The organism is Sphingobium sp., from assembly GCF_035511395.1.
Classification (GTDB): Bacteria; Pseudomonadota; Alphaproteobacteria; order Sphingomonadales; family Sphingomonadaceae; genus Sphingobium.
The window spans coordinates 1-22548 of sequence record NZ_DATKFP010000126.1 but is presented as its reverse complement, the minus strand read 5'-3'; the positions used below and the strand labels follow the sequence as shown (position 1 = coordinate 22548).

21 protein-coding genes are annotated in these 22548 nt (G+C 64.1%); 19 read left to right on the top strand and 2 right to left on the bottom strand.

What is annotated here, in order from left to right:
• Window positions 1–48 precede the first annotated feature (48 nt).
• Window positions 49–573, bottom strand: a complete 525-nt coding sequence (locus VMR39_RS08130) for a hypothetical protein (protein WP_325415473.1) — start codon at window positions 571–573, stop codon at window positions 49–51.
• 223 nt (window positions 574–796) lie between these two features.
• Between VMR39_RS08130 and VMR39_RS08125 the strand changes: the two genes are divergently transcribed.
• The 17 genes from VMR39_RS08125 to VMR39_RS08045 all read left to right on the top strand — a co-directional run bounded on the left by VMR39_RS08125 (window position 797) and on the right by VMR39_RS08045 (window position 19707).
• Window positions 797–1765, top strand: coding sequence for a magnesium and cobalt transport protein CorA (locus VMR39_RS08125; protein ID WP_325415471.1), 969 nt, complete (start codon window positions 797–799; stop codon window positions 1763–1765).
• A 746-nt stretch (window positions 1766–2511) separates the two neighbouring features.
• A complete protein-coding gene (locus tag VMR39_RS08120; RefSeq protein WP_325415470.1) occupies window positions 2512–3903 on the top strand; it encodes a sugar transferase in 1392 nt (463 codons plus the stop codon).
• 143 nt (window positions 3904–4046) lie between these two features.
• Window positions 4047–4226, top strand: coding sequence for a hypothetical protein (locus VMR39_RS08115; protein ID WP_325415468.1), 180 nt, complete (start codon window positions 4047–4049; stop codon window positions 4224–4226).
• Window positions 4227–4526: 300 nt separating this feature from the next.
• Window positions 4527–5684: a hypothetical protein gene (locus tag VMR39_RS08110; protein WP_325415561.1), complete on the top strand. Its 1158-nt coding sequence runs from the start codon at window positions 4527–4529 to the stop codon at window positions 5682–5684.
• Between the two features lie 22 nt (window positions 5685–5706).
• Window positions 5707–6546 (top strand): polysaccharide biosynthesis/export family protein, encoded by an 840-nt coding sequence (locus VMR39_RS08105; protein WP_325415467.1) that lies wholly within the window; start codon window positions 5707–5709, stop codon window positions 6544–6546.
• Entirely contained in the window at window positions 6543–7961 is a 1419-nt protein-coding gene (locus VMR39_RS08100; protein ID WP_325415466.1) for an ATP-binding protein, read from the top strand. Before VMR39_RS08105 ends, VMR39_RS08100 begins: the two co-directional genes overlap by 4 nt.
• Complete coding sequence (locus tag VMR39_RS08095) at window positions 7958–9316, top strand: GumC family protein (protein WP_325415465.1); 1359 nt, start codon at window positions 7958–7960, stop codon at window positions 9314–9316. Before VMR39_RS08100 ends, VMR39_RS08095 begins: the two co-directional genes overlap by 4 nt.
• Window positions 9313–10218 carry a capsular biosynthesis protein gene (locus tag VMR39_RS08090; protein ID WP_325415464.1) on the top strand — a complete coding sequence of 302 codons (906 nt, stop codon included), beginning with the start codon at window positions 9313–9315 and terminating at the stop codon, window positions 10216–10218. Before VMR39_RS08095 ends, VMR39_RS08090 begins: the two co-directional genes overlap by 4 nt.
• A gap of 23 nt (window positions 10219–10241) precedes the next feature.
• The gene (locus VMR39_RS08085) at window positions 10242–11021 is read left to right on the top strand and encodes a WecB/TagA/CpsF family glycosyltransferase (RefSeq protein ID WP_325415560.1); all 780 of its coding nucleotides are present in this window, start codon (window positions 10242–10244) and stop codon (window positions 11019–11021) included.
• Window positions 11014–12306, top strand: coding sequence for a polysaccharide biosynthesis protein (locus VMR39_RS08080; protein WP_325415463.1), 1293 nt, complete (start codon window positions 11014–11016; stop codon window positions 12304–12306). Before VMR39_RS08085 ends, VMR39_RS08080 begins: the two co-directional genes overlap by 8 nt.
• Before the next feature lie 4 nt (window positions 12307–12310).
• Window positions 12311–13720 (top strand): O-antigen ligase, encoded by a 1410-nt coding sequence (locus VMR39_RS08075; protein ID WP_325415462.1) that lies wholly within the window; start codon window positions 12311–12313, stop codon window positions 13718–13720.
• Window positions 13713–14642 (top strand): glycosyltransferase family 2 protein, encoded by a 930-nt coding sequence (locus VMR39_RS08070; protein WP_325415461.1) that lies wholly within the window; start codon window positions 13713–13715, stop codon window positions 14640–14642. The genes VMR39_RS08075 and VMR39_RS08070 overlap by 8 nt, the downstream gene beginning before the upstream one ends.
• Window positions 14639–15601, top strand: coding sequence for a glycosyltransferase family 2 protein (locus VMR39_RS08065; RefSeq protein WP_325415460.1), 963 nt, complete (start codon window positions 14639–14641; stop codon window positions 15599–15601). The genes VMR39_RS08070 and VMR39_RS08065 overlap by 4 nt, the downstream gene beginning before the upstream one ends.
• A 5-nt stretch (window positions 15602–15606) precedes the next feature.
• Window positions 15607–16566: a glycosyltransferase family 2 protein gene (locus VMR39_RS08060; RefSeq protein ID WP_325415459.1), complete on the top strand. Its 960-nt coding sequence runs from the start codon at window positions 15607–15609 to the stop codon at window positions 16564–16566.
• Window positions 16563–17711: an endo-1,4-beta-xylanase gene (locus tag VMR39_RS08055; RefSeq protein WP_325415458.1), complete on the top strand. Its 1149-nt coding sequence runs from the start codon at window positions 16563–16565 to the stop codon at window positions 17709–17711. Before VMR39_RS08060 ends, VMR39_RS08055 begins: the two co-directional genes overlap by 4 nt.
• Window positions 17708–18790 (top strand): acyltransferase, encoded by a 1083-nt coding sequence (locus VMR39_RS08050; RefSeq protein WP_325415457.1) that lies wholly within the window; start codon window positions 17708–17710, stop codon window positions 18788–18790. Before VMR39_RS08055 ends, VMR39_RS08050 begins: the two co-directional genes overlap by 4 nt.
• Window positions 18787–19707, top strand: a complete 921-nt coding sequence (locus tag VMR39_RS08045) for a glycosyltransferase family 2 protein (protein ID WP_325415456.1) — start codon at window positions 18787–18789, stop codon at window positions 19705–19707. Before VMR39_RS08050 ends, VMR39_RS08045 begins: the two co-directional genes overlap by 4 nt.
• Here VMR39_RS08045 and VMR39_RS08040 read toward each other — a convergent pair.
• Complete coding sequence (locus VMR39_RS08040) at window positions 19692–21089, bottom strand: glycoside hydrolase family 16 protein (RefSeq protein ID WP_325415455.1); 1398 nt, start codon at window positions 21087–21089, stop codon at window positions 19692–19694. The genes VMR39_RS08045 and VMR39_RS08040 overlap by 16 nt on opposite strands.
• Window positions 21090–21492: 403 nt before the next feature.
• Between VMR39_RS08040 and VMR39_RS08035 the strand changes: the two genes are divergently transcribed.
• The gene (locus VMR39_RS08035; RefSeq protein ID WP_325415454.1) at window positions 21493–21867 is read left to right on the top strand and encodes a YciI family protein; all 375 of its coding nucleotides are present in this window, start codon (window positions 21493–21495) and stop codon (window positions 21865–21867) included.
• A gap of 164 nt (window positions 21868–22031) precedes the next feature.
• A partial coding sequence (locus VMR39_RS08030; protein ID WP_325415453.1) for a hypothetical protein occupies window positions 22032–22548 on the top strand: 517 nt, incomplete at its 3' end.

Genomic DNA, 22548 nt, shown 5'->3' with positions numbered 1-22548 from the left:
GTAATTGGCTGAATGTAACAAATCATTGCTGGCGCAACTAAACGCCTGTCATTGCGCCGCCATCAATACCGGCATGGGCTGCTCGCGGCCCGTAAGATGAGCCACCAGCGCGGCGAGCCAGAGGGCGTCGCCCGCCGCCCGATGCCGCACGGCACCGCCATTGTCCGCATGCTCGACCGCTGCCGCGATCTGCGCCTCGTCCGCGCCCTGCTCATCGAACAGGGTCGCGACATGATCGATCCGGAAGGGCGTGGGTGCGCCAACAGCCATTGCCAGCGTATCGAGCCAATATTGGTCGATCAGGCTGTCGGCGATGACCCTGGCACCTTGCGTCGCGGCCACCAGTTCCGCCAGCACTGTTGCCGCCGGCAGACCCTCCGCCTCGACCCGTGCGTAGCTCAGGCCATGAAGCGCCTCCGCTTCCATGGCCCAATGCCACCCCGTCCAGCAATCATGCGGACGAATCAGCCAGCTGCGGACGATCCCGTCGCCCGCGATGCCGACCTCTATGGGGAAGGATCGGCCATGGCGGGGCAGGCAGGACGCCTCGAAATCGATTGTGATTATGGTCAAGTTTCAGGCTCCGGTCCCACGCTGCCGGCCCTCTCCAGCCTATTCAGCGTGCTTCGTCATGCGCCCCCTATCGACCGCAACTATGTCAGGGTGAAGTCAGGCGCCACCCCCTTTGGCAAAAATCATATGGGCACAGGCAGGCATGGGGCGAACCGCATGTCAAATGAGACGCCATCGCCGCCATCTGCTAATCGATGGAAACAAGAAGGAAACAGAAGCGCCAATGACCGTCGTCGCCGCCTATCTCTATCGCCATGGCCAGCGCGTGCGCGCCGTCTCGATCGACGAGCGGGTCGCGATCAGCGAGGACAAGTCTGAGTTCGTCTGGATCGGCGTCGCCGACCCGTCCGTCGGGGAAATGCAGACGCTGGCGCGCACTTATGGCCTGCACCCACTGGCGGTGGAGGATGCGATCAACGCCAATCAGTTGCCCAAGGTCGACCTGTTCGGCGACCAGCTGTTCGTCGTCACCCGCACCGCGCACATCGAAAGCGACGCCATCTGCTATGGCGAAACGGCGATCTTCGTGGGCCATGGTCATATCATTACCGTACGCCACGGTTCGGCGCGCGCCCATCTGGCTTTGCGCCAGGAACTGGAGGCAGTGCCATCCCGCCTGGCACAGGGGGTGGACTATATTCTCCACGCCATTCTCGACTTCATCGTCGACGGCTATCTGCCGATCATCGAGGGGATAGAGGATGAAGTGCTGGAGATGGAGCAGCAGATGATCGACCATTTCCTGGGTCGGCAGGAGATCACCCGCATCTTCAACCTGCGACGCCAGTTGATCCGCTTCCAGCGCATCCTGCTGCCGATGCAGGAAGTCGCGACCAAGTTCGTGAAAGTGGAGTTGCCCTGCATCGATCCGGAAGCGCGCCCTTATTTCAGCGATGTACGCGATCATGTCCGCCGGGTTCAGACGATGGTGGACGATCTGCGAGAGGTGCTGAACAGCGTGTTCGAATCCTCCAACCTGCTGGAACAACAGCGCACCGGCGACATCACCCGCAAGCTCGCCGCCTGGGCCGCCATACTGGCGGTGCCCACGGCGATCGCCGGCATTTACGGCATGAATTTCGAATATATGCCCGAACTCAAGGACCGGTACGGCTATCCAGTCGTTCTGGGGGTGATCGCGATCGTCTGTGCCCTGCTCTACACCCGCTTCAAAAAGCTGAAATGGCTGTAACAGACGCTGTCCATACCGATCGCGACAGCCCATCCCATGTCCTTTGAACTGTCCCGCAGAACGCGGCATAGCGCCGGACCTTATTCCTTTGGCTTAACTCTTTTGGAACAGCTACATGCCTATTCAGGCAATGCTGGAAATCGGAACGGAAAAGCTATATTCTGAACCGTACCTGACTAAAGCCGGAACAAAATGGCGAATTCAGGCGATAGGTCGTTAGTTGAAGACGGAGGAAATATGACAGGTCTTCCTACCGAACCGAAGGAAAAGACTGGCGAAATTGCAACATCGACTGTTGCCCCCCGCCACGATCCACCCGTGCGTACGGACATATTGGCGTCCCCGTCCCACAGCCGAACGCCAGCCTACGAACGGGCAGAACGCGCAGTTCAGCAATTGTCCAAATGGGCAGGTCCGGTGGCTCTTTTGGGGGCAGTCGCTTTGATCGCTTGGTGGATCATCGACTGATTCGGGCCTGACGGGCCGACCTATTGTTCCCGTTTATTTCTGCCGCACCGCAGCGCTTGCGGCGCTCAAGTCATCGCAACTTTAGGGCGGCATGTCCATGACGGCCCTCAAGTCATCGGAAAACCGTGTCTTCGCGCCTTTATCCGGATTGCCAGCGCCTGATTATTATGGCGTGCTGCTTCGCAACATAAATCAACGCGTAGGGGATGACCTGGAGCCGGGCAGCAACAGCAGCTCGGTGCATGGTTGTGACGTCATGACGCTAAAAAGGGTTGCAGATGTCGAAAATCGATCTGGCGATCAAAGATATTCCTCGCTTTCAGCCCGTTACCGCCGCCAGCCTGCGGAATGTGCGGCTGATGCTCTGTCTGCTGCTACTGGTGGCGGACATGATTGCACTGACGACCGGCTTCGCGCTCGGCCTGAAGGCGGCCGGGCAGCCGGTCATGTCGAACTGGCTGTGGCAACCGCTGACGGGCGGCATGATCGTTTATGGCATGCTTGCTTTCCACAACCAGGCCTTCAATCCCCGCTGCCTCACCAGCATGACTGCATCCTGCCGTAGCGCCGTAACGGCGTTGGCGGGCACGGTGCTGATCTTCATGCTCGTGGTCTTCTCGCTGAAGGCGACCGGCCACTTGTCGCGACTTGGCGTATCGTCGGGTATTTTCACAGGCGCGGCACTCATCATGATCCAGCGGATGATGATGGTGCAGGCGGTACGTCGGCACTTCGGCGACGGGCTGTTCGCGCAGTTGCTGATCGTCGATGGCGGCATCCTGCCCGACCATGTCGACGGCATGACCGTGATCGAAGCGGACGCAGCGGGCCTGCGCCCGGACCTGGACGATCCCTATATGCTTCACCGGCTGGGCACGATCCTGGAGGAGTTCGACCGCGTCGTCATCGCATCGGCCATCGACCGCAAGGATGACTGGGCGCAGATGCTCAAGGGTGGCAATATCGTGGGCGAGATCATCGTCCCCGACCTGGATTCCATGGCGCCGCTCGCGGTCCAGAACTGCCGCGGCATGCCCACCCTGGTAGTGGCGCGTGGCCCGCTAAATCTGGCCAACCGAGCCAAGAAGCGGCTGCTCGACATCGTTCTGACCGTGCCGGTGCTGATTGCGCTGGCCCCGGCGATGGCCGTGGTCGCCATCCTCATCAAGCTCGACTCGCCCGGCCCCATATTCTTCCGCCAGGAACGGATCGGACGTGGCAACCGCATCTTCCACATCCTCAAGTTCCGCAGCATGCGCGTGAACCAGGCTGGCACGGACGGCGCCACCTCCACCCAGCGCGATGACGACCGGATCACGCGCGTCGGCGCGTTCATCCGCAAGACCAGCATCGACGAGTTGCCGCAGTTGATCAATGTATTGATGGGCGAGATGAGCCTGGTCGGGCCTCGCCCCCATGCGCTGGGATCGAAGGCCGAAGACCAGCTTTTCTGGGAAGTCGACCGCCAATACTGGCACCGCCATGCACTCAAGCCCGGAATTACCGGCCTGGCGCAGATCCGCGGCTTCCGTGGTGCGACCGAAACCCGCCGCGACATTCTCAACCGCGTCGAGGCGGACCTCGAATATCTGCACGGCTGGAGCCTGATGCGCGACATCGCCATCATGGTCGGCACGCTTAACGTGCTGGTTCACCGTAACGCCTATTGATAATAACCTTCGCGCGGCGGGAATGCGACGAGCCGTTGTTCCGCCGCCCTGATTTCCTACCTTTTGTTAACCCAAGACATATATCCCGCCTCCATCAGGAACAGGCGGGATTTTTTTGTGTCATGCGGAACCAAGAGTCTGCTGTGATCGTTGCACCCAGTTCGGCCACAGAAATTCGTCCAAAAGCGCGCGTTCCGGCCCGTCATCGCGCAGATGCGACGCTGGTCGATCGTCTCGAAATCGCGGTCCAGCTCGTATCGCGATGGGCCGGCGTTGCAGCGCTGGTCGCGACCGTGGCGGCAATAGCCTGGGCGATTCTCTAAGACGAAAACACCCGATTTAGCTTGCTGCCAGATTAACAGGTAAGACGCCGCGGGTTCCGGCCTGTAACGGACCCGTTTCGGACAATCCGAAGCGTTGTTTTGCTGCGACCAATTGCATTCCGGCGAGTGTCCACGGGATGCAAAGAGGGTTAGCATGCCCTCATTGCTGCAACGCAACAAGGATTCCTGTTTTTGATCGCACTTCATCGTCCGCTCAAGCGGAGGGGCAATGGCGCGCCCGATAAAGACAATAGGCCGCGCGGGCACCGCTTCATGCGCACCGCGATCGGCACTGCCGCGATTCTCGTCGCGACGCCTTTTGCTGCGCATGCGCAGGAAGACGGCATCCCGCGTCCGCCGTCCGACAGCAAGCGCCTCGCAGACTATGGTTTTCACCTGACGGCCGGGTTGGACCTGCTCTATGATGACAACGTCTATCGCGTCGACGATGCGGTGGATGATCCCAAGAGCGACCTGATCGTCACGCCGTCGATAGAGGCGACATTCGGACGGCCGATCGGGCGGCACGACATATTGCTCCGGGGCAAGCTGGGCTATGACCGCTTCATATCGGAGCAGCAGCGCAGCAAGCTGCGGGTCGATACCGAGGCGAAAGCCAATATCCGCTTTGGCGCGACCTGCCTGGTGACGCCACGCGCGTCCTATCGGCAGCAGCGCGCCGATTATGGCGACCTCAACACGGCGACTGAAAATCTCCAGCGCTTCACCTCCTTCGGGGCGAAGTTCACCTGCGAACGGCCCGGCCTGTTTCCGGTCGCCGAATATAACCACGACCTGACGCGCAACGCCGACCGGTTCGACTACGCCGACCAGACAAGCGACACTTTCATGGGCGGCGTCGGCTATAACAAGCCGAGCCTGGGCACTTTCACCGCTTATTATGAACGGGTGAACAGCAAGCGCGACACGCTGGGGATCGAAAACCGGATCAACAGCTACGGCCTGCATTTCGAACGTGCGGTTTCGCCGCTGACCCAGATCGATGCCGATCTGCGCTGGTTGGATGTCAGCAGCGATTCCGCTGCCGTCGGCAGCTATGACGGGCTGGGCTGGAAGGTAAGCCTTTCCTCCAACGCCATTTCCCGCCTGAAGTTGACCGCCACCACCGCGCGAGTCATCACCAATGACAGCCTGATCGCGGCCGGCTTCGCGATCGAGACCAGCTATCGGGTGCAGGGCGACTTCGCCATCTCCGAGCTGACCTCGGCCGGCCTCTATGCGGAATGGGAGAAGCGCACATTCCGGCAGGACGCCGCGCTGCGCCCATTTACCATAAATTCCGACCGGAACCAGCGGCTCGGCGCGGTGTTGAGCCGCAAGCTGTCGGACCGTTTCATGCTGACGCTGGACGGGCAACATTATCGGCGCCGGACCGACACCGACATTTCTCAATTCAGCGGCACCCAGGTGACACTGGGCGCGACCATGACATTCTGATCGACCCAGGGAGTATAGACCTGTGAAAGCAGCCCAGACCCTGACCATGTTGCAGGCCGCGACGCTGGTCCTGCTGCCAGTGGCGGCCATTGGCCAGACCCCGCCCGCAGCGCCGACCCCGACCAGCACGGCCGCGGCGGTTTCGCCGGCCGCGCCGCAGCCAGGCGCTGCCGCCGGCTATCTGCTCGGCCCGGATGACGAAGTGAAGATCGCCGTGTTCGGTCAGCCCGATCTGTCGACCACCACGCGCATCAAGCCGGACGGTACCGTATTGCTGGCGCTGATCGGCCCGATCCAGGCCAACGGCAAGAGCACCACCCAGCTGGCGCAGGATATCGCGGCGGGCTATGCCGGCGGCGGCTATCTGACCAAGCCGTCGGTCAGCGTCGAGGTGAGCAACTATGTCAGCCGCTTCGTGACCGTGCTCGGCAATGTGCCGCAGGCTGGCAATTATCCGCTCGACCGCCCCTATACCGTCGCGTCGATGCTGGCCAAGGCCGGTGGTTCGACCAAGGACGGCGCCAACGCGGTCATCCTGACGCCGGCCGAAGGCGGCGCGCCGATCCGCATTTCGCTGGCGGACATGTCGGCGGGCGCCAATCGGCCGCTCAAGCCCGGCGACACATTGTTCGTACCGCAGGCCGAGAAAATCTATGTTTACGGCCAGGTACAGCAGCCCGGCGCCTTCTCGTTCGCGCCGGGGCAAAGCTTCCGCCAGGCGCTGGCGCTGGCGGGCGGCCCGACGCTGGCAGGTTCGACAAAACGCATAAAAGTACGCCGGGGGGGGAAGGAAATTCAGGCCAATCTGGACGATCCGGTTCAGCCTGAAGACGTCCTCATCATCCGGGAGAAACTGTTTTGACCGCGATAGATCAAGGGATCTTACCTGACCGACCCGGCCTTTTGAGCCGGTTCCTCTCCTCCGCGCGCGGTGATGCGCGGCGCAACGACCGGGTCATTCCGGACGAGGTGCTGCTGCAACCAGAAATGCGCGCGCTGCCGGGCTTCCGCCACGAAGCGGGGGAAGACATGGAAACGCCCGACCAGCAACCCCGCCCGCTGTCGATGAGCGCCATGGCCGCGCCGATCCGGCCGATCAGCCTGCGCCGCGACAGCATCTATTCCGCCTTCAACACGGCGATGCCCGTGACCGACCGCCATGGCCTGGCCGGCCGCAACACCGAGCTGGAAAAGCTGGTCGAGGCGGTCGTCGTGCAGCGCAAGCATGCTGTCGTGTTCGGCACGCGCGGGTCGGGCAAGACCTCGCTCGCCCGTGTGTTCGGCGATCTTGCCGACGAGGCAGGCTGCGTCGCGCTCTATGCATCGGCCAGCGGCGAGTCCGATTTCGATGCGCTGTTCCGTCCCTTCCTGCCCGAACTGCCGATGAGCGGCGCCGGGCGCGAGCGGCTTAAGACCATGCTGGGCGACCGGCTGGACGTCTCCCGCCTCGCCGCCCTGCTGGTGGAGGAAGTTCGCGAACGCTCCATATTGATCATCGACGAATATGACCGGGTCGAATCCGACGGCGCGAAACAGGATGTCGCCACGCTGCTCAAGCTGCTGACCGACATTCATTCGCCGGTTCAGGTGGTGCTGGTCGGCATCGCCAGCGACATTGACGGGCTGATCGCGGCCCATCCCTCGCTGCGCCGCCATCTGGTACCGCAGCGGGTCAGCCCGATCCCCCGCCCGCAGCTGGAGCGGCTGCTCGGCGCCTGTGCATCAAATGCGCGGCTGACGATCGATCCCGACGCGATGGAAGCGCTCGCCGGTGCTGCGATGGGGTCGCCCTATCATGCCCGCCTGTTCGGCATGCACGCCGCGCTCATCACCGAGGCGGCAGGCCGCGATCTGATCACCATCGCCGACGCGGAACAGGGGCTGGCCGATGCGCTGGCCGCCTGGACCGAAATGAGCGAGGCAACCCATGCGCTGTTCCGCCGCATCCTGTGGGAAGCCGGATCGAACCGCCGAATGATTGGCCTGGCTGCCGTCGTGGCGGCGCAGATGCTGGCCATTTCCTACGAACGTCTGGTGCGCCTGGGCCATGAAGTGCTGGGCGGCGGGTCCATCAACGAAGGGCAGGCACGCGACGCCATGGCCCGGTTGCAACCCGCGCTGGTCGCTACCCCCAATGGCGAGCTGTGGATGTTCGAGGACACGCTGGCGCCTCAATTCCTGTTGCTGATGGCCAAGCAGCCGGTGGACGCCGCACCCCCAGAAACATCGCCGGCCGAAGAGATGCGCGCATTGCTGCGAGGAGTGGACGGGCTATGAGCATGAACCCAATCGATTTGCTGGCCGCGCTTCGCGCACGCTGGCAGACCGCCGCGACGATCGGCGGCATCCTGTTCCTTCTGGTGGCGGTCCTCGCCTTCATGCAGCCGCGGCAATATATGGGCACGGCTTCGCTGCTGCTCGACCTGTCGCAGACCGATCCGACCTCGACGTCGACCGATCAGGGCAGCCGGGTCGATGTCGAAAGCATCATCGGTACCCAAACCGACGTGATCCGCAGCGCCAAGGTGATCAACGCCGTGGCCAAGGAAGCCGGCTTCGTCGATGCCCTGCCCGCCGATATGCCCGCCGCCGCCCGCATGCAGCAGGCGGCCGCGATGGTCCGCGCCAACCTGATCATTACCACTGGCCGCCAGAGCAACGTACTCCAGCTGCAATATCTGGACCCCAGCCCGGAAGTCGCGGCCAAGGTCGCGAATCTGGTGGCGAAAATCTACATGCGCGAGCAGGTCGAACTGCGCGCGTCGCCCGCACGCGGATCAGCCAAATGGTTCGACGAACAGACGCAGGAAGTGCGCCACCGCTACGAGATGGCGCAGAAGAACCTGTCCGACTTCCAGCGCGCCCATGACATCATCGGCATCAACCGCATGGACCTTGAGGCGGAAAAGCTGAAGAACATGTCCTATCAGCTGACCCAGGCGCAGGCCGAAGCCGCTGCCGCCCGGTCGAAGGCGCGAGCTGGTAGCGTTTCCGACATCGAAGGATCGCTGATCGTCCAGAATCTGCAGGAGCAGGTCGCGGCGCAGTCGGCCCGCGTGTCCGAACTGGCCAAGACGCTCGGCCCGAACCATCCGAGCATGGCGGCCGCTACAGCGCAGCTGTCCGAACTCCAGTCGAAGCTGGGTTCGGCCCGGGCCAGCCAGGCTGGCGCGGTCAACGCCAACAGCGTAGCGGCGAACGGCCGGGAAGGCGACCTGAAGGCCAATATGGCGTCGCAGGAAGACCGCATGATCCGCATGTCGGACGTGCAGGACCAGTTGATGGTGCTCCAGCGCGACGTCGATGCCGCACGCCAGACCTATGACACGGTGCGCCAGCGCTTCAACGAGGCAGCTCTGAAGAGCCAGATCTCGCAGCCCAATGCGAGCCCGCTGGACGAGGCGGTGGTGCCGCTGCTGCCCGCCAAGCCCAATATTCCGCTGATGCTGGTCGCCGGCTTCGCACTGGGCCTCGTCGGCGGCATCGCTGCGGTCATCCTGATGGAGATCATCAGTCCCAAGGTCCGCTCCGCCTCCGGTGTCGCCCGCGCCACCGAAGTCGACGTCATCACCGAATTGATGCCCGCCCCCGTACGGGCCGGGTGGTTCCCCAAGCATAAGGAGGCCGCATGAGACTGCGTTCGACGGCAGGCGCCCCGCCGCAGATGAACCCCGGCGGCACCGCCGCCTCCCGCCCTCGCGTCCGCGACAGCAAGGGCTTTGCCCGGCTCGCGGTCGAACATGGCTTCCTCGCCGAAGCCGATGTCGCCCGGATCGAGGCCCATGCCCGCACCGAAGGATTGGCGCTGCATGACGCTGCCGTCGACCTTGGACTGCTGGACAGCGAGGATGCCGGCATGCTCGGCGCGCTTCAGGGCGGTTTTGCCCTGCTGCCGATGGGCGATCCGCGCGTCGACCCGCTGGTCGCCGCTGCGTTCGACCCGGCCGATCCCTATGCCGTCAAGATCCGCACCATCCGCGCCAAGATGCGGGCGGTCGGCAAGGATGGCGATCCAGCGGCGCTGAAGCTGGCAGTATTGTCGATCGAGGCAGGCGATGAAGGGGCGATCATGGCCGCCAACCTCGCCGTCGTGCTGGCACAGATGGATGGCCCGACCATGGCGGTCGACGTCGACATGGACCGCCCCTCGCTTGACCGCCTGTTCCGCGTCGCCAACAAGGCGGGCCTCGCCGAACAGCTAATCGGCAGCGCCGCCCTGCTGCCCGCCGCCAAGACGGCGGTCGAGGGGCTGTGGCTGATGACCGCAGGCCGAGCGTCGGGCAGCGCATCCAGCCTCGTGACCCGTGGCCCGCTGGCGGAAACCGCCGTTGGCTGGGGTCTCAAGGACATGACGATGCTGTTCTACCTTGCCGAGCGCAAGGGCGAGCAGACGCCCTATGGCAGCATCCTCGCCGGCTTCGACGCGGTCACGCTGGTCGTGCGGCGCGGCAGTACCGCGATCGCGACCATGCGCCGCGTGATCGACGATCTCGACCGCCATGGCGTGCCGATCGCCGGGACGGTGATTGCATGAACGACCTGGCAGCCGGCAACCCGATGCCCTGGCCAGACGGCGCTCGCACGGAAGCCCCGGTCGCGCAGGTCGGAGGCATTCCGGTGTCGACCTTGTCGCTGAAAGCGCTGATCGACAAGATGCTGCGGGAAGCGCCGCTGCGTCGGTCGCTCGACCAGCCCGCTTGGCTGATCTTCGACTGCAATGGTCAGGGCCTGTCGATGAACGCCAGCGATTCCGCCTTCCGCGCCGATCTGGCGCAGGCGGACCTGATCCATGCCGATGGGCAGGTCGTCGTGACGGCCTCGCGCTGGCTGGGCGGTCCGGAGATCGCCGACCGGTCCAGCACGACCGACATGTTCATCGACAGCCTGAAGCCGGCAGCGGCATCGGGCGTGACCTATTATCTGCTGGGCGCAACGGAGACGGTGAATGCCGAATGCGCGCGGCGGATCACCGCCATGGCGCCCGGACTGCAACTGGCCGGACGGCGCGACGGCTTCTGGTCGGCGCAGAATGAGGATGCGGTGATCGACGCGATCAACGCCGCCGCCCCCGATGTTCTGTGGGTCGGCACCGGCAAGCCGCGCGAGCAGGCCTTCTGCGTGCGCAACCGCCACCGGATCAAGGCCGGCTGGATCGTCACCTGTGGCGGCCTGTTCAACTATGTGACCGGCGACTATCCGCGCGCGCCGATGTGGATGCAGAAATCAGGTCTGGAATGGCTGCATCGCATGGTCACACGCCCGCGCCAGCTCGCCTGGCGCTACATCACCACCAATCCCCACGCACTCTGGCTGATCTGGAAGCATCGCCATGGCTGAAGCGCAGGTCGCTGAAGAAGGCCCGGCAACGGGCCGCATCCAGCGCCTTGGCAGCGTGCTTGGCCGTTTCGGCCTGGCCAGCCTGTCGTCGGCGATCGTGTCGGTCAGCCATCTGGCCGTCCAGCTTTTTTCCATCCATCATCTGGGCACGTCGGCGATCGGTACGCTGGCGTTCCTGCTGGTGATCATCCAGTTCGGCTACGGCCTGTCCAACGCGCTGGTGTCCACGCCCTATACGATCATGGTCAATCAGGGCGAGGAAGCGGACGCCCGCCGTTTCGACTTCTTCTTCCCGGTCAACCTGCTTCTGGCAGTCAGCCAGGGGCTGATTTGCGCCGCGATCGCCTGGGCCACCGCCTCGCCGACTGCCGCGCTGCTGTTCGGCCTGGCCGGCATCTTCTCGCTGATCCGCTGGTTCGGCCGGTCGAACGCCTATGCCCATCACGCGCCGATGCGCGCGGCGCGGTCGGACCTCGCCTATGCCGGCACGATCCTGATCGGCCTGATGGTCGCGATGCGCACCGGTGCCAGCCTGCCCGCGATCGGCGGCATGCTGGTCGCGGCCAGCCTGATCGGGATGCTGCCCTTTGGCCTTGCCTTCCTGCGCCGTCATGGCGCGATGGGTCCGGGCCGCGCGCTCCGCGCCTATCGCCCCGTATGGCGCGAACAGTCGGCCTGGACGCTGGTCGGCGTGCTGTCGACCGAGGCGACGTCCAATTCGCACAGCTATATCGTAACCCTGCTCGCCGGGCCGACGGCCTTCGCGCCGATCGCGGTCGGCATGCTCTTCTTTCGCCCGGTCAATGTCTGCATCACCGCCCTCACCCAGCTGGAGCGCCCCCGCATGACCCGCGCCGTCGCGCGCGGTGACCATCGGTCGGCGATCAAGTCCGAACGCATGTTCATGGGCGCGCTGGTCATGCTGTGGCTCGGTACCTGCGTCCTCGCGGGGATCGTGCTGGAATTTTTCCCGAGCCTGATCCTCAAGCCCACGCTCGACCATGGGGCCGTCGTCCTCGCGGTCGCGCTGTGCGCCCTGCTCTCGCTGGTCCAGTGCGTGCAAACGCCGATGAGCGTGATGACGCAGGCGCGCCGCGCCTTCCGGCCGCTCGCCGCGCAGAGCCTGCGCAGTTGCGGTGTCGGCGTCGTCGCGGTGACGCTGATCGTACTGGGCGCCGATCCGGTGCTGTCGATCGGCGGCGTGGTACTGTCGCAGCTGGTGATGATGCTGGGCATCTGGCGGCTCGACCGTCAGTGGCGTCTGACGCAGCAGGCGGAGGGCTGAAGCCATGGCGACAAGCTGGCACCGCGTCCGCCCCGCGACGACCATAGATACCGGCGCCGACACGGGCGCTGATACGATCATCCAGACTGCGCCGGTCACGGACGGCGGCAGCGAGACGCTCGTCTGGGTTGCGCAAATCTTCTATTTCGTCTTCCTGATGATGGTCTTCATCGGCCAGCAGCCCTTCGCGTCCCGTACGCAGGACGAACTGGTGGCGATGGCAGAAGCCAATGACGGGTCCGACCTGTTCAAGCAGGCGCTGTTCATCGGCTTCGCCCTGTTGCTGACGGCGGTGCAGCTCATCCGCAAGCAGCCGCTGCGCTACAAGTTCAGCTTCTGGCCGCTCGCCATCATGCTCGTCTGGTTCTTCATCACCTGCACCTGGGGGGTCGATCCCTTCGTGTCGTTCAAGCGCGCGATGCAGCAGTTGATCGTGATCTACATCACCTTTTGCGCGCTGTCGCTGATCGGACCGCAGCGTCTGTTCGACTCCCTGCGCGCGGCGCTGATCGCCTCGCTGCTCATCTGCTGGATCTCGCTGCCCCTGACGCCGAACGCCGTGCATCCGCCAAGCGAAAATGACCGGGCGCTGGTCGGCGCCTGGCGCGGTTTCTTCTTCCACAAGAATATCGCCGGCGCGGTCATGGCGCTGACCTTCATCGTGTGTGGCAATGCGTGGATCGACAAGCGCAAATGGTATTATGCGCTGTTCGCGGTCATGGCCTTCGTCTTCGTGATCGGTACGAAGAGCAAGACGTCGCTGGCGCTGTGCGTGGGCATGCTGGCGATCAGCAACATCTATCGCGGGCTCAGCGGCAATACCCAGAAGCGCGCGATCCTGTTGCTGGGGCTGGGATTCGGCATGGTCGGCTTCCTGGCGCTCTACATCGCCTATCAGCCGACGATCGAACGGCTTTTCGCCGATCCCACCGCCTTCACCGGCCGCGTATCGATCTGGCGCGTGGTGTTGGACTATCTTGCCGACCATCCCTATCTCGGCTCCGGTTTCGGCGCCTTCTGGCAGGTCGGCGCGCAGTCCCCCTCGCACGACTATCTGAACCAGGCGTTCCAGATGCGGACCGCCCATTCGCACAATGGCTATCTGGAAATCTGGGTCACGACCGGCCCGCTAGGCCTCATCATGCTGCTGATCAGCTTCCTGGCCCTGCCGGCTTACTGGTTCCTGACGGGTTCGACCCGCGAGAACCAGACGCTGATGGTGCCGGCCTTCGCCATATGGGTGTTCGTCATGTACCAGAATCTTCTGGAAACCTCCTTCTTCGACAAGGATCGCCAGGTCTGGGTGATCTTCCTCGCGGCGATCGCAACCGCGCACGCGACCTTCAAGGCGCGTCCCCGCCCGGTCTGGAACCGCCGCCATCTCTCCAACGATCGGGAGGTCGCCCATGACTAAGGTCATTCTCGGCATCGCCACCTGCAACCGGCCGCAGGGGCTGCTGCGCACGCTTCAGTCGATCGCGCAGCTGGATACGCAGTTTCAGCTCGAAGTGCTGGTCGCGGACAATGACGCCTCCCGGCAGGAGGGCATGGCCGTGGTGGAGCGGATCGCAACGCAGGGCTATCGCTGGCCGATCCGCGCCATCCTCGTCGCAGAACGGGGCATCCCCCGCGTCCGCAATGCGCTGGTCGCGCAGGCGCTCGGCCATCCCGATGTCACCCATGTCGCGATGCTCGACGATGACGAGGCCGCCTCGCCCGGCTGGCTCGACGCCATGGTCGGCGCGGCGCTGCAATGGAATGCCGACGTCGTCGGCGGCGCCGTGCTGCGCGAGATGGACGCCCCGGTGCCGAACTGGGCCGCGCCCCATCCCCTGCTCCAGCCCAAGAAACGCGGTGCATCCGGCCCCGTCGACCTGGTTGACAGCACCGCCAATGTGCTGATCGCCGCCTCGGCCCTGCGGGCCATGGGCGATGCCCCGTTCGACGAGCGGATGGCGCTGACCGGCGGGTCGGACAAGCAGCTTTTCTCCCGCATGCAGCGCGCCGGCCATCGCTTCGCCTGGTCGGAGGATGCGGTCGTGACCGAACTCATCCCCGCCAGCCGGGTGACGCAGAAATGGCTGCTGATGCGCGGCTATCGCATCGGCATGACCGACATGATGGTCGAACGCTTCCACAAGGGTCGGCTGCGCGCACTTGTCGGCGAAACCCCCCGCATCCTGGGCGGCGCGACATCGGGCGCATTGGGCGCCCTGCTGACACTCGACCGGGGCAAACGCATCCAGCGGCTCGGCCGCCTCTATCGCGCGGCCGGCAAGATTGCCGGCCTCGCCGGTGTCCACTATGAAGAATATCGAAAGGTGCATGGCGCATGAGCGATGCGACGCATCAGAATAACCGTCCCTTCTTTTCCGTCGTCATCCCGCTTTACAACCGGGCGGACATTGTCGGCGACACGATCCGGTCGGTGCTGGCGCAGGACTGGCAGGATCTGGAGATCGTCGTCATCGACGACGGGTCGAAGGACAACCCGCGCCCGGTGATCGACGCAATCGGCGACCCGCGCGTCCGTTACATCCGGCAGGACAATGCCGGCGGCGGCGCGGCGCGCAATCACGGAATACTGGCGTCCGTCGGCCAATATATCGCCTTCCTTGATTCCGATGACCTGTTCCTGCCCGGCAAACTGTCGATCATGGCAAAGGCGCTGGCCAAGGATGACGGACGCACCGTCCTTTATTCGCGGATGAAGGTCGACCGGGGCGTCGATCGCTACTGGATCAGGCCCGATCGCGGCATTCGCGAGGGCGAGGATGTCGGCGAATATCTCTTCTGCGCCAACCAGTTCATGCAGACGTCGACCATGGTCGTCCCCACCGAAATGGCGCGGCAGGTGCTCTTCGACCCGGCCCTCAAAAAGGGGCAGGATCTCGATTTCTGCGTCCGTCTTCAGGGTGCGGGCGCGCGGTTCCGGATGATTGAACAGCCGCTCACCGTCTGGCTTGACGCGACCGAGGCGGGGCGGACCTCCTATGTGAAGGGCTATGAAACCTCGCTCGACTGGCTCGACCGGTGCGGCCACATGCTGACGACGCGGGCGCGGCGCGGCTATCGCGCGACGGTGCTGGCCTATCATATGGCGCCGATCCGCCCGGTGCTGGCGATCCGCGACCTGGCGGTGGGGCTGGTCGCGGGCGGCGTGCCACCCAAGATCATCGCTCGGCAGGTGCTGCGCTCCTATCTGCCAAAGCCGCTCTACCGGTCGCTGGTCAACCGGTTCGTCCTCCACTTCGGCAAGGCGGAAGCCGCCCGCCGACCCCCGCAGCCGTCATGAGACTGATGGAAGTCGCCCCCACCAGCGCCGGCACAACGGCGACCCCGCTCTTCTCGGTCATCATACCGAGCTATCAGCGGCGCGAGGAGACGGTCGCCGCCGTCGTTTCCGCGCTGGAGCAGACGATCGCCGAAATCGAAGTGATCGTCGTCATCGACGGGTCGACCGACCAGACCGAAGACGCGCTGCGCGGGATCGACGATCCCCGTCTGACCGTGATCATCCAGTCCAATCGTGGGGCGGCAGCGGCGCGCAACACCGGCGTAGACCATGCGCGCGGCCATTATATCGCCTTCCTCGACTGCGACGACCTGTTCCTGCCACATCATCTGTCCGACCTGCTGGTGCTGCTTCAACATGGTGAAAATATCGTTGCCTATGGCCAGGTCGTGGCCGACCGGGGCGCGGGCCGCCAGTTCCTGAAACCGCCCCGCGCCATCGCCTCCGACGAGACGATGGACAGTTATCTGATGTGCGACCGGGGGTTCATCCAAACGAGCAGCATGGCGCTCGGCCGCGCGCTGGCGCTCAGGGTCCGCTATCGCGAGGATGTGGGTTTCGGAGACGATACCGATTTCGCGATGCGCCTGTCGCTCGCCGGCGGACGGTTCCTGATGACGGAACGACCCGGCACCATCTGGACCGACCGCCAGACCGGCAACCGCCTGTCGCAGGTGCGCGACAATGTCGGCAACCTCGTCTGGCTGCGCGACCTGCAACCCCATATTTCGCCCCAGGCCTTTTCCGCCTATATGGGCTGGCACGCGGCCAAGAGCATCTGGCCGACCAGCCGCCGCCGGGCGATGCGCTATTATTTCTCGGCTCTCTGTCGCGGCGCGTTCAAGCCGCGCCTCGCCGCCACCGTCCTGCTCCAGATCGTCATGCCCGACCCGGTCTATCGCCGCATGTCCGACGGCTGGATCGATTTCTCCCACATGCTCGTTGGCAAGGAGCCGCGGCTTTGAGGCGACGCGAATTTCTGGCCGGCGCCCTCGCCCTGTCCGGTTGCGCACCGATGCCGCAAAGCTATGCGCGCGACGGCGCCTCGACCGAAAGCCTCGCCACTCGCGCCCGCCGTTCGGGCCGCTGGTTCGGCGCAGCCGTCAAGTCGCGCCAGTTGCGCGAAGACCCCGATTTTACCGCCGCGGTCGCACAGCAATGCGACATCGTGGTCCAGGAATATGAACTGAAGCGCAAGACGACCGAACCCAAGCCCGGCCAGTTCGATTTCAGCGGCGCCGACCAGATCATCGACTTCGCGCAGCAGCACAAGATGCGCGCCCGGGGCCATGCGCTGGTCTGGTATGCTGCCAATCCAGACTGGCTGGAACCCGCGCTCCAGGCGGCCAGCCATGATCGGCGCGAAAAGCTGATGTTCGACTATATCGATGCCGCCATGCCCCGCTATGCCGGCAAGATCGCCGAATGGGACGTGGTCAACGAGCCGCTCGAACCCAATGAGGGGCGTGCCGACGGCATGCGCCAGGACAGCATGTGGATGCGCGCGATGGGCGAGGAGTATATCGACCTCGCCTTTCACCACGCCCGCGAGACCGATCCCGGCGCGATGCGGTTTTTGACCGATTTCGGCCTAGAACATGATTCTCCCCGCTGCGAGCGCCGCCGCACCGCGATGCTGAAATTGCTCGACCGGCTGGAAGCACGCAAGGTGCCTGTCGACGCCGTGGGCATTCAGGGCCATCTCAAGCCCTTCCGCGAAGGCTTCAATCAGGACATCTTCGCCCGCTTCCTCAAGGATCTGAGCGATCGCGGCCTCAGCCTGTCGATCACCGAATTCGACATCGCCGATCGTGGCGGACCGCCCAATCCCGACAAGCGCGACCGGGAAATCGCGTCGGTCGCCAAGGCATTTCTGGACGTCGCCTTCGACAATCCGGCAACGCAGGCCCTGCTCTGCTGGGGCCTGTCGGACCGCTATAGCTGGCTGTCCAACTATCCCGACTATAAATGGCCAGACGGACAAAAGTCGCGCGGCCTTCCCCTTGATGATAAAATGCGCCGCAAGCCGCTCTGGGATGCGATCGGCGCCGCCTTCGATGCTGCCCCTGCCGCGCGGCGTCAGGCCAGCCTTCGGAGTCATAACGCATGAGGATTTCCTCGCTCACCGGCCTGCGCGGTATCGCGGCAGTGTCAGTGCTGCTCTACCATATTCCGCATAATCCGACCTTCGCGGCCTATGCCATGCCGCTCTTCTCGCGCGCCTATCTGGCGGTCGACCTGTTCTTCATCCTCAGCGGCTTCGTCATTTCGCTGGGTTATCATGACCGGGTGATGGGCCGTCCCGGCTGGGCCAGCTATGCCGATTTCCTGATCAACCGCATCGCCCGCGTCTGGCCACTGCATTTGATCGTGACCCTGGTTTTCGCGGCGCGCATCCTGCTAAACGTGTCGGGCAATCAGGCAATCACGCTCGACGCGCCTAATGTGATCAGCAACCTGTTGATGGTCCAAAGCTGGGGCTGGGGCACGGAGCCGATCGCGGGCAACAGCTGGTCGGTCAGCACGGAAGTCGCCGCCTATCTGGCCTATCCACTGATCGCCCTGCTCGCCTTTTCCCGCATCGCATGGTTGCAGGGCGCTGCGGCGGTGGTGGCGCTGGCGCTCGTGGCGGGATTGGGTCACGGGTCGAGCGGCCCTCTCGACGTCAACGACAGCGATTCCGTGCTGACATTGGTGCGCTGCCTTGCCGGCTTCTCGATCGGTGTACTCGCCTATCGCATCGCGGACCAGCGCTGGTGCAAGCGGCTGATCGACCGGCCCGGCGCCTTTGTGGCCATCTGCGCCCTCATCGGCGTCGCGCTCTGGCTGCCAAACAAGCGCGATATCCTCGTAGTCTGCCTGATGCCGGCCCTGGTCTTGAGCTGCTTTTATAACGGCCCTGCCGCGCGCGCGGTCATGTCCAATCCGGTCAGCTTCCACCTCGGCCTCATCAGCTATTCCATCTATCTCTGGCATCCGCTGGTCCGCGATGTCGTGGCACGCGCCATGAATGTCGCGCATGGACACGGCATCACCGGCATGGACGGGCTGTTCATCCTTGCCATGCTGGTTGCGACCTGGCTGCTCTGCTGGGCCAGCTATGCGCTGGTCGAGGTGCGCGGGCATCGCCTCATCAAATGGCTGCAAAAAAACGGCTTTCGTCGTGAAACGCGGCGGGCAACGGCATGACCGGCATGGGCCATGCGATCTGGATCGCCGTCCCGACCTTCCGCCGGCCCCAGCAGCTGCGTCATCTGATGGAAACGCTGCCCGCTATCGTCGCCGGGCATGAGGTGATGCTGCTGGTCGCTGACAATGATCCGGCCGGACAGGAGGCCGCCGGCGTCGTGGAGGAGCTGCGCGGCGCCGGCTACGACCTGCCGGTCACGCTGCTGCCCGTGCCGGAGCCGGGCCTGTGCGCCGTGCGCAACGCCATCGTCGCGACTGCCCTGGGCGATCCGGCGATGCGCTTCCTCGCCATGATCGACGATGACGAATGGCCGCAGCCCGGCTGGCTCGATGCGCTGCTCGCCTGCCAGACGGCGGTCGATGCCGATGTCGTCGCCGGTCCGGTCGATTCCATGTTCGTCGGCCCCGCCCCGCGCTGGGCGCGCGAGACGCTCGTCTTTCGCGCCGAAGAACGGCCGAAGGGCGCCACCGACATGCTCTGGGCCAGCAACAATCTGCTGATCCGTCGCGCCGCGCTGGAGATGCTGGAGCGGCCCTGGTTCGATCCGCGCTTCAACCGCAGCGGCGGCGAGGATCTGGACTATCTGTCGCGGCTGGCACGGGCCGGCGCCCGCTTCGGCTGGGCGCCCGACGCACGGGTCAGCGAATGGGTGCCGCCCGAACGCGCGCGCCTGTCCTGGGTCTTACGACGTATGTGGCGCATCGGCTGCACCGAAACCATGGCACGGCGCAAGGATATATCGACGCCCGTTCTGTTGGTCCGGTCGGTCGGCATCGTGGCGCTGCGCACCGCGGGCCTCGCCGCGATCCTGCTGCCCGGCGCGCATCGTGTCGATATCGCCGGACAGTGGATCAAGAGTTGGGGCCGCCTCTACGCTCTGGCGGGCGGCCACCAGAAGGCTTATGGCGCGCTGTAGATCTTGAAGCTGCGGATGATCATGTCGCCCGTGCCATCGGTGTAGGCGCTGTTGGTCTTCACCGCGACATTCATGATCGGATACCAGCGGAAACCTCTGAACGGGTTGACCGACTGGTAGGTCTCCTTCCCGTCCACGAACCAGGTTATATAGTCACGCTGAATATCGACGGCGAAGCGGTGGTAATCCTGCGAAAAGCCGCTGAGGCCATAGGCCTGCTCCGCCTGGATCACAGTCCCGCGCTGAAAGGCCCGCACGCCGCCCGATCCGCCATGAATGGTATGCGCGACATGTCGGTCGAAGTCCCAGTAGCTCTGCTGGCCAAAGCCTTCATACACGTCGATTTCCGGCGGCCAGCCACTGGTCGATACCAGCCAGAAGGCCGGCCAGGATCCACGCCGGGTCGGCATCCGCGCATCCCATTCATATTGGCCATAGCCGATCTGCGAAGCGATGAAATTGCGTCCGTCCAGCACGGAGGCGCCATATTTCCAGCTCTGCCCTTCATAAGAGATCGGGCTCGCCAGCTTCTGCGTGTGCAGTACCAGCCCCTTGCTGCTCCAGTAGACCGGCCCTTCGATACCGGGCCAGAGCGAGGAATCGACGTAAAGTCCCGTCTCTTCATTGGCGATCTGGGTGCGGCCATGCGACAGCGACGTCGCCCAGCGATCCCACCCGCCTTCGGGCGAGCGCTTGTGCGTGTTCTTGAGCAGTTCAAACTGGAGCGTCCCCGTCGCCTTGAAGGTGCGCGGCGCGCGGAAGGTACCGGTCGCCTTCGCCGTCGCCGCGGCATAACTCGCCGTCACCGTCGCCGCCGACTGGCCCTGCAACGCCCCCCATGGCGCCTCGCGCAATTTCAACTGGAAGAACTGGCCCTCGGTCGCCGATATGATCGGTACCTCCACCGTTTGCACCAGCGGATCGCCGGGGCGGAAGATCACCACCGTGTCGACCGTCTTGTAATTATAACCGGAAATGGCGCGCAGCGTGCCGGACCCGTTCGCCGTGGTAATCCGCGCGATCACGGTGTTGGGCGTCGCCCTATCCAGCTTGACCGGCACATAGGCGGTGCCCCCGCTACCCGGTCGGAATGTCGCATTGCCCACCCACAGGGTCGCCTTGTCCGGCAGCTTGGTTCCATTCGCGAAGTCGAAGGTCGAAAAAGCGATCGATGTCGATGAGGCTGGCGGATTGGCGATCGGCGCGCTGAACGTCGCCGTCGTCGTCGCGACGCCGGCCGACACCGACGCACTGGTGGTGGAGCCACTCGAACTCGTGCTCGACGTCGTACTCACCGACAATATCGTGGCAGCCCCGGCGGCGAAGACGCACGACAGGGCTAGTCCGGCTCCCACCAGGGAGCCAGTATGTTTGGCGACCATTGCAATTCCCCATGTTGTTGTGCCCGAGGGCTAATCGTCATCAAGCCCAGGCCGGGCCGAATGGACGCACTATTCCGTTCGCTGAGACTGGGTACGAACCCGGTCGCCAGCGTGCGAAAGTCACGCTTTCGGCCCTCTCTGAAACTTGATGTCGATTAGCCCAAAGACTCGGCGATCAGGGTTAACAAAATCCCACTCGCAACAACCGCTCATCGTGTTCCAAGGACATTATGCGACGAGTCGTGAAAAAGACTCCGCTCGTCTTAAAAATGGACGGACATACGGTGCCGCCCGTCGATTACTCGACGGAAAGCCCGCGGCGATCACAAATTGATTGCAGCCCAGGATGAATTGCTCACAATCCACTCGCCATTCCGGAAAGATACTTATCGGGAGACTGAGGATGCGTGTGATGGTGCTCGTCAAGGCGACCGAAGACAGCGAAAAGGGCTTTACCCCCACGCCCGAGACGATGACGGCGATGGAAGCCATGGGCCGGTTCAACGACGAACTGCGTGCGGCCGGCATATTCGTAATGGCCGATGGCCTCCAGCCCTCTTCCGCAGGCAAGCGGGTCGCTTTCGACGGCGCGGATCGCTCCGTCAAGGACGGCCCTTTCCCGCATCCGGGCGAACTGGTCGCGGGCTTCTGGCTCTGGGACGTCAAGGACATGGATGAAGCAGTCGCCTGGGTGAAACGCTGCCCCAACCCCATGCCGGGGCCGAGCGAGATCGAGATCCGACCCTTCCACGGCCTTGGCGATTTGCAGACCGGCTGAAGTGGCATTGTCCCGAAATCGGGAGCGGCGGGCCCAACACCTACCCGTAATTGCCATTGCCGGGGAATGGGGCATCTTGCCATCATTCTCCGGGGGAGCGCGCATGAGCCGACATAGGGGCGCATTCCCATATGCACGGTGCCGACTGGCGCGGGATGGTCCAGATGCTTCAGATTCGCGGCTTGTCCGGAAAGTTGAACCTCGCTGCGGATCCTGAATGGCTGATTTCCTGGGGACGGCTGATCGCGGTCATGTTTGCCGCGATGGCCATCTATCTCGATCCGACGCGCCCGGCCCGGTCGCTGAGCGAAGTCCATATCGTCCTCGCCATCTACCTGCTCTTTTCGCTCTGCATGGCTTTGGGGCTGATCCGCCGACCCCTGTCCCACCCGACCCACCTGATAGCCCATGGCACCGATGTGCTGGCGCTCACCATCCTCGTCTACCTGACCGACGAACTGGCCAGCCCCTTCTTTCCCTTCGTGCCCTTCATCCTGCTCGCGACCACGATGCGCTGGGGCATGCCGGGCGCCGTCCTGGGCGCGCTGGTGATGGAAGCGATGATGATCACGGTCGGCTGGCGAGATCTGACCGACGGCGATTCCGAACTCAATCTCGTCATCATGCGCTCGGCCTATTTTCTGGTCGCGGCCGCCATGCTGGGCTATTTCGGCGCCTGCC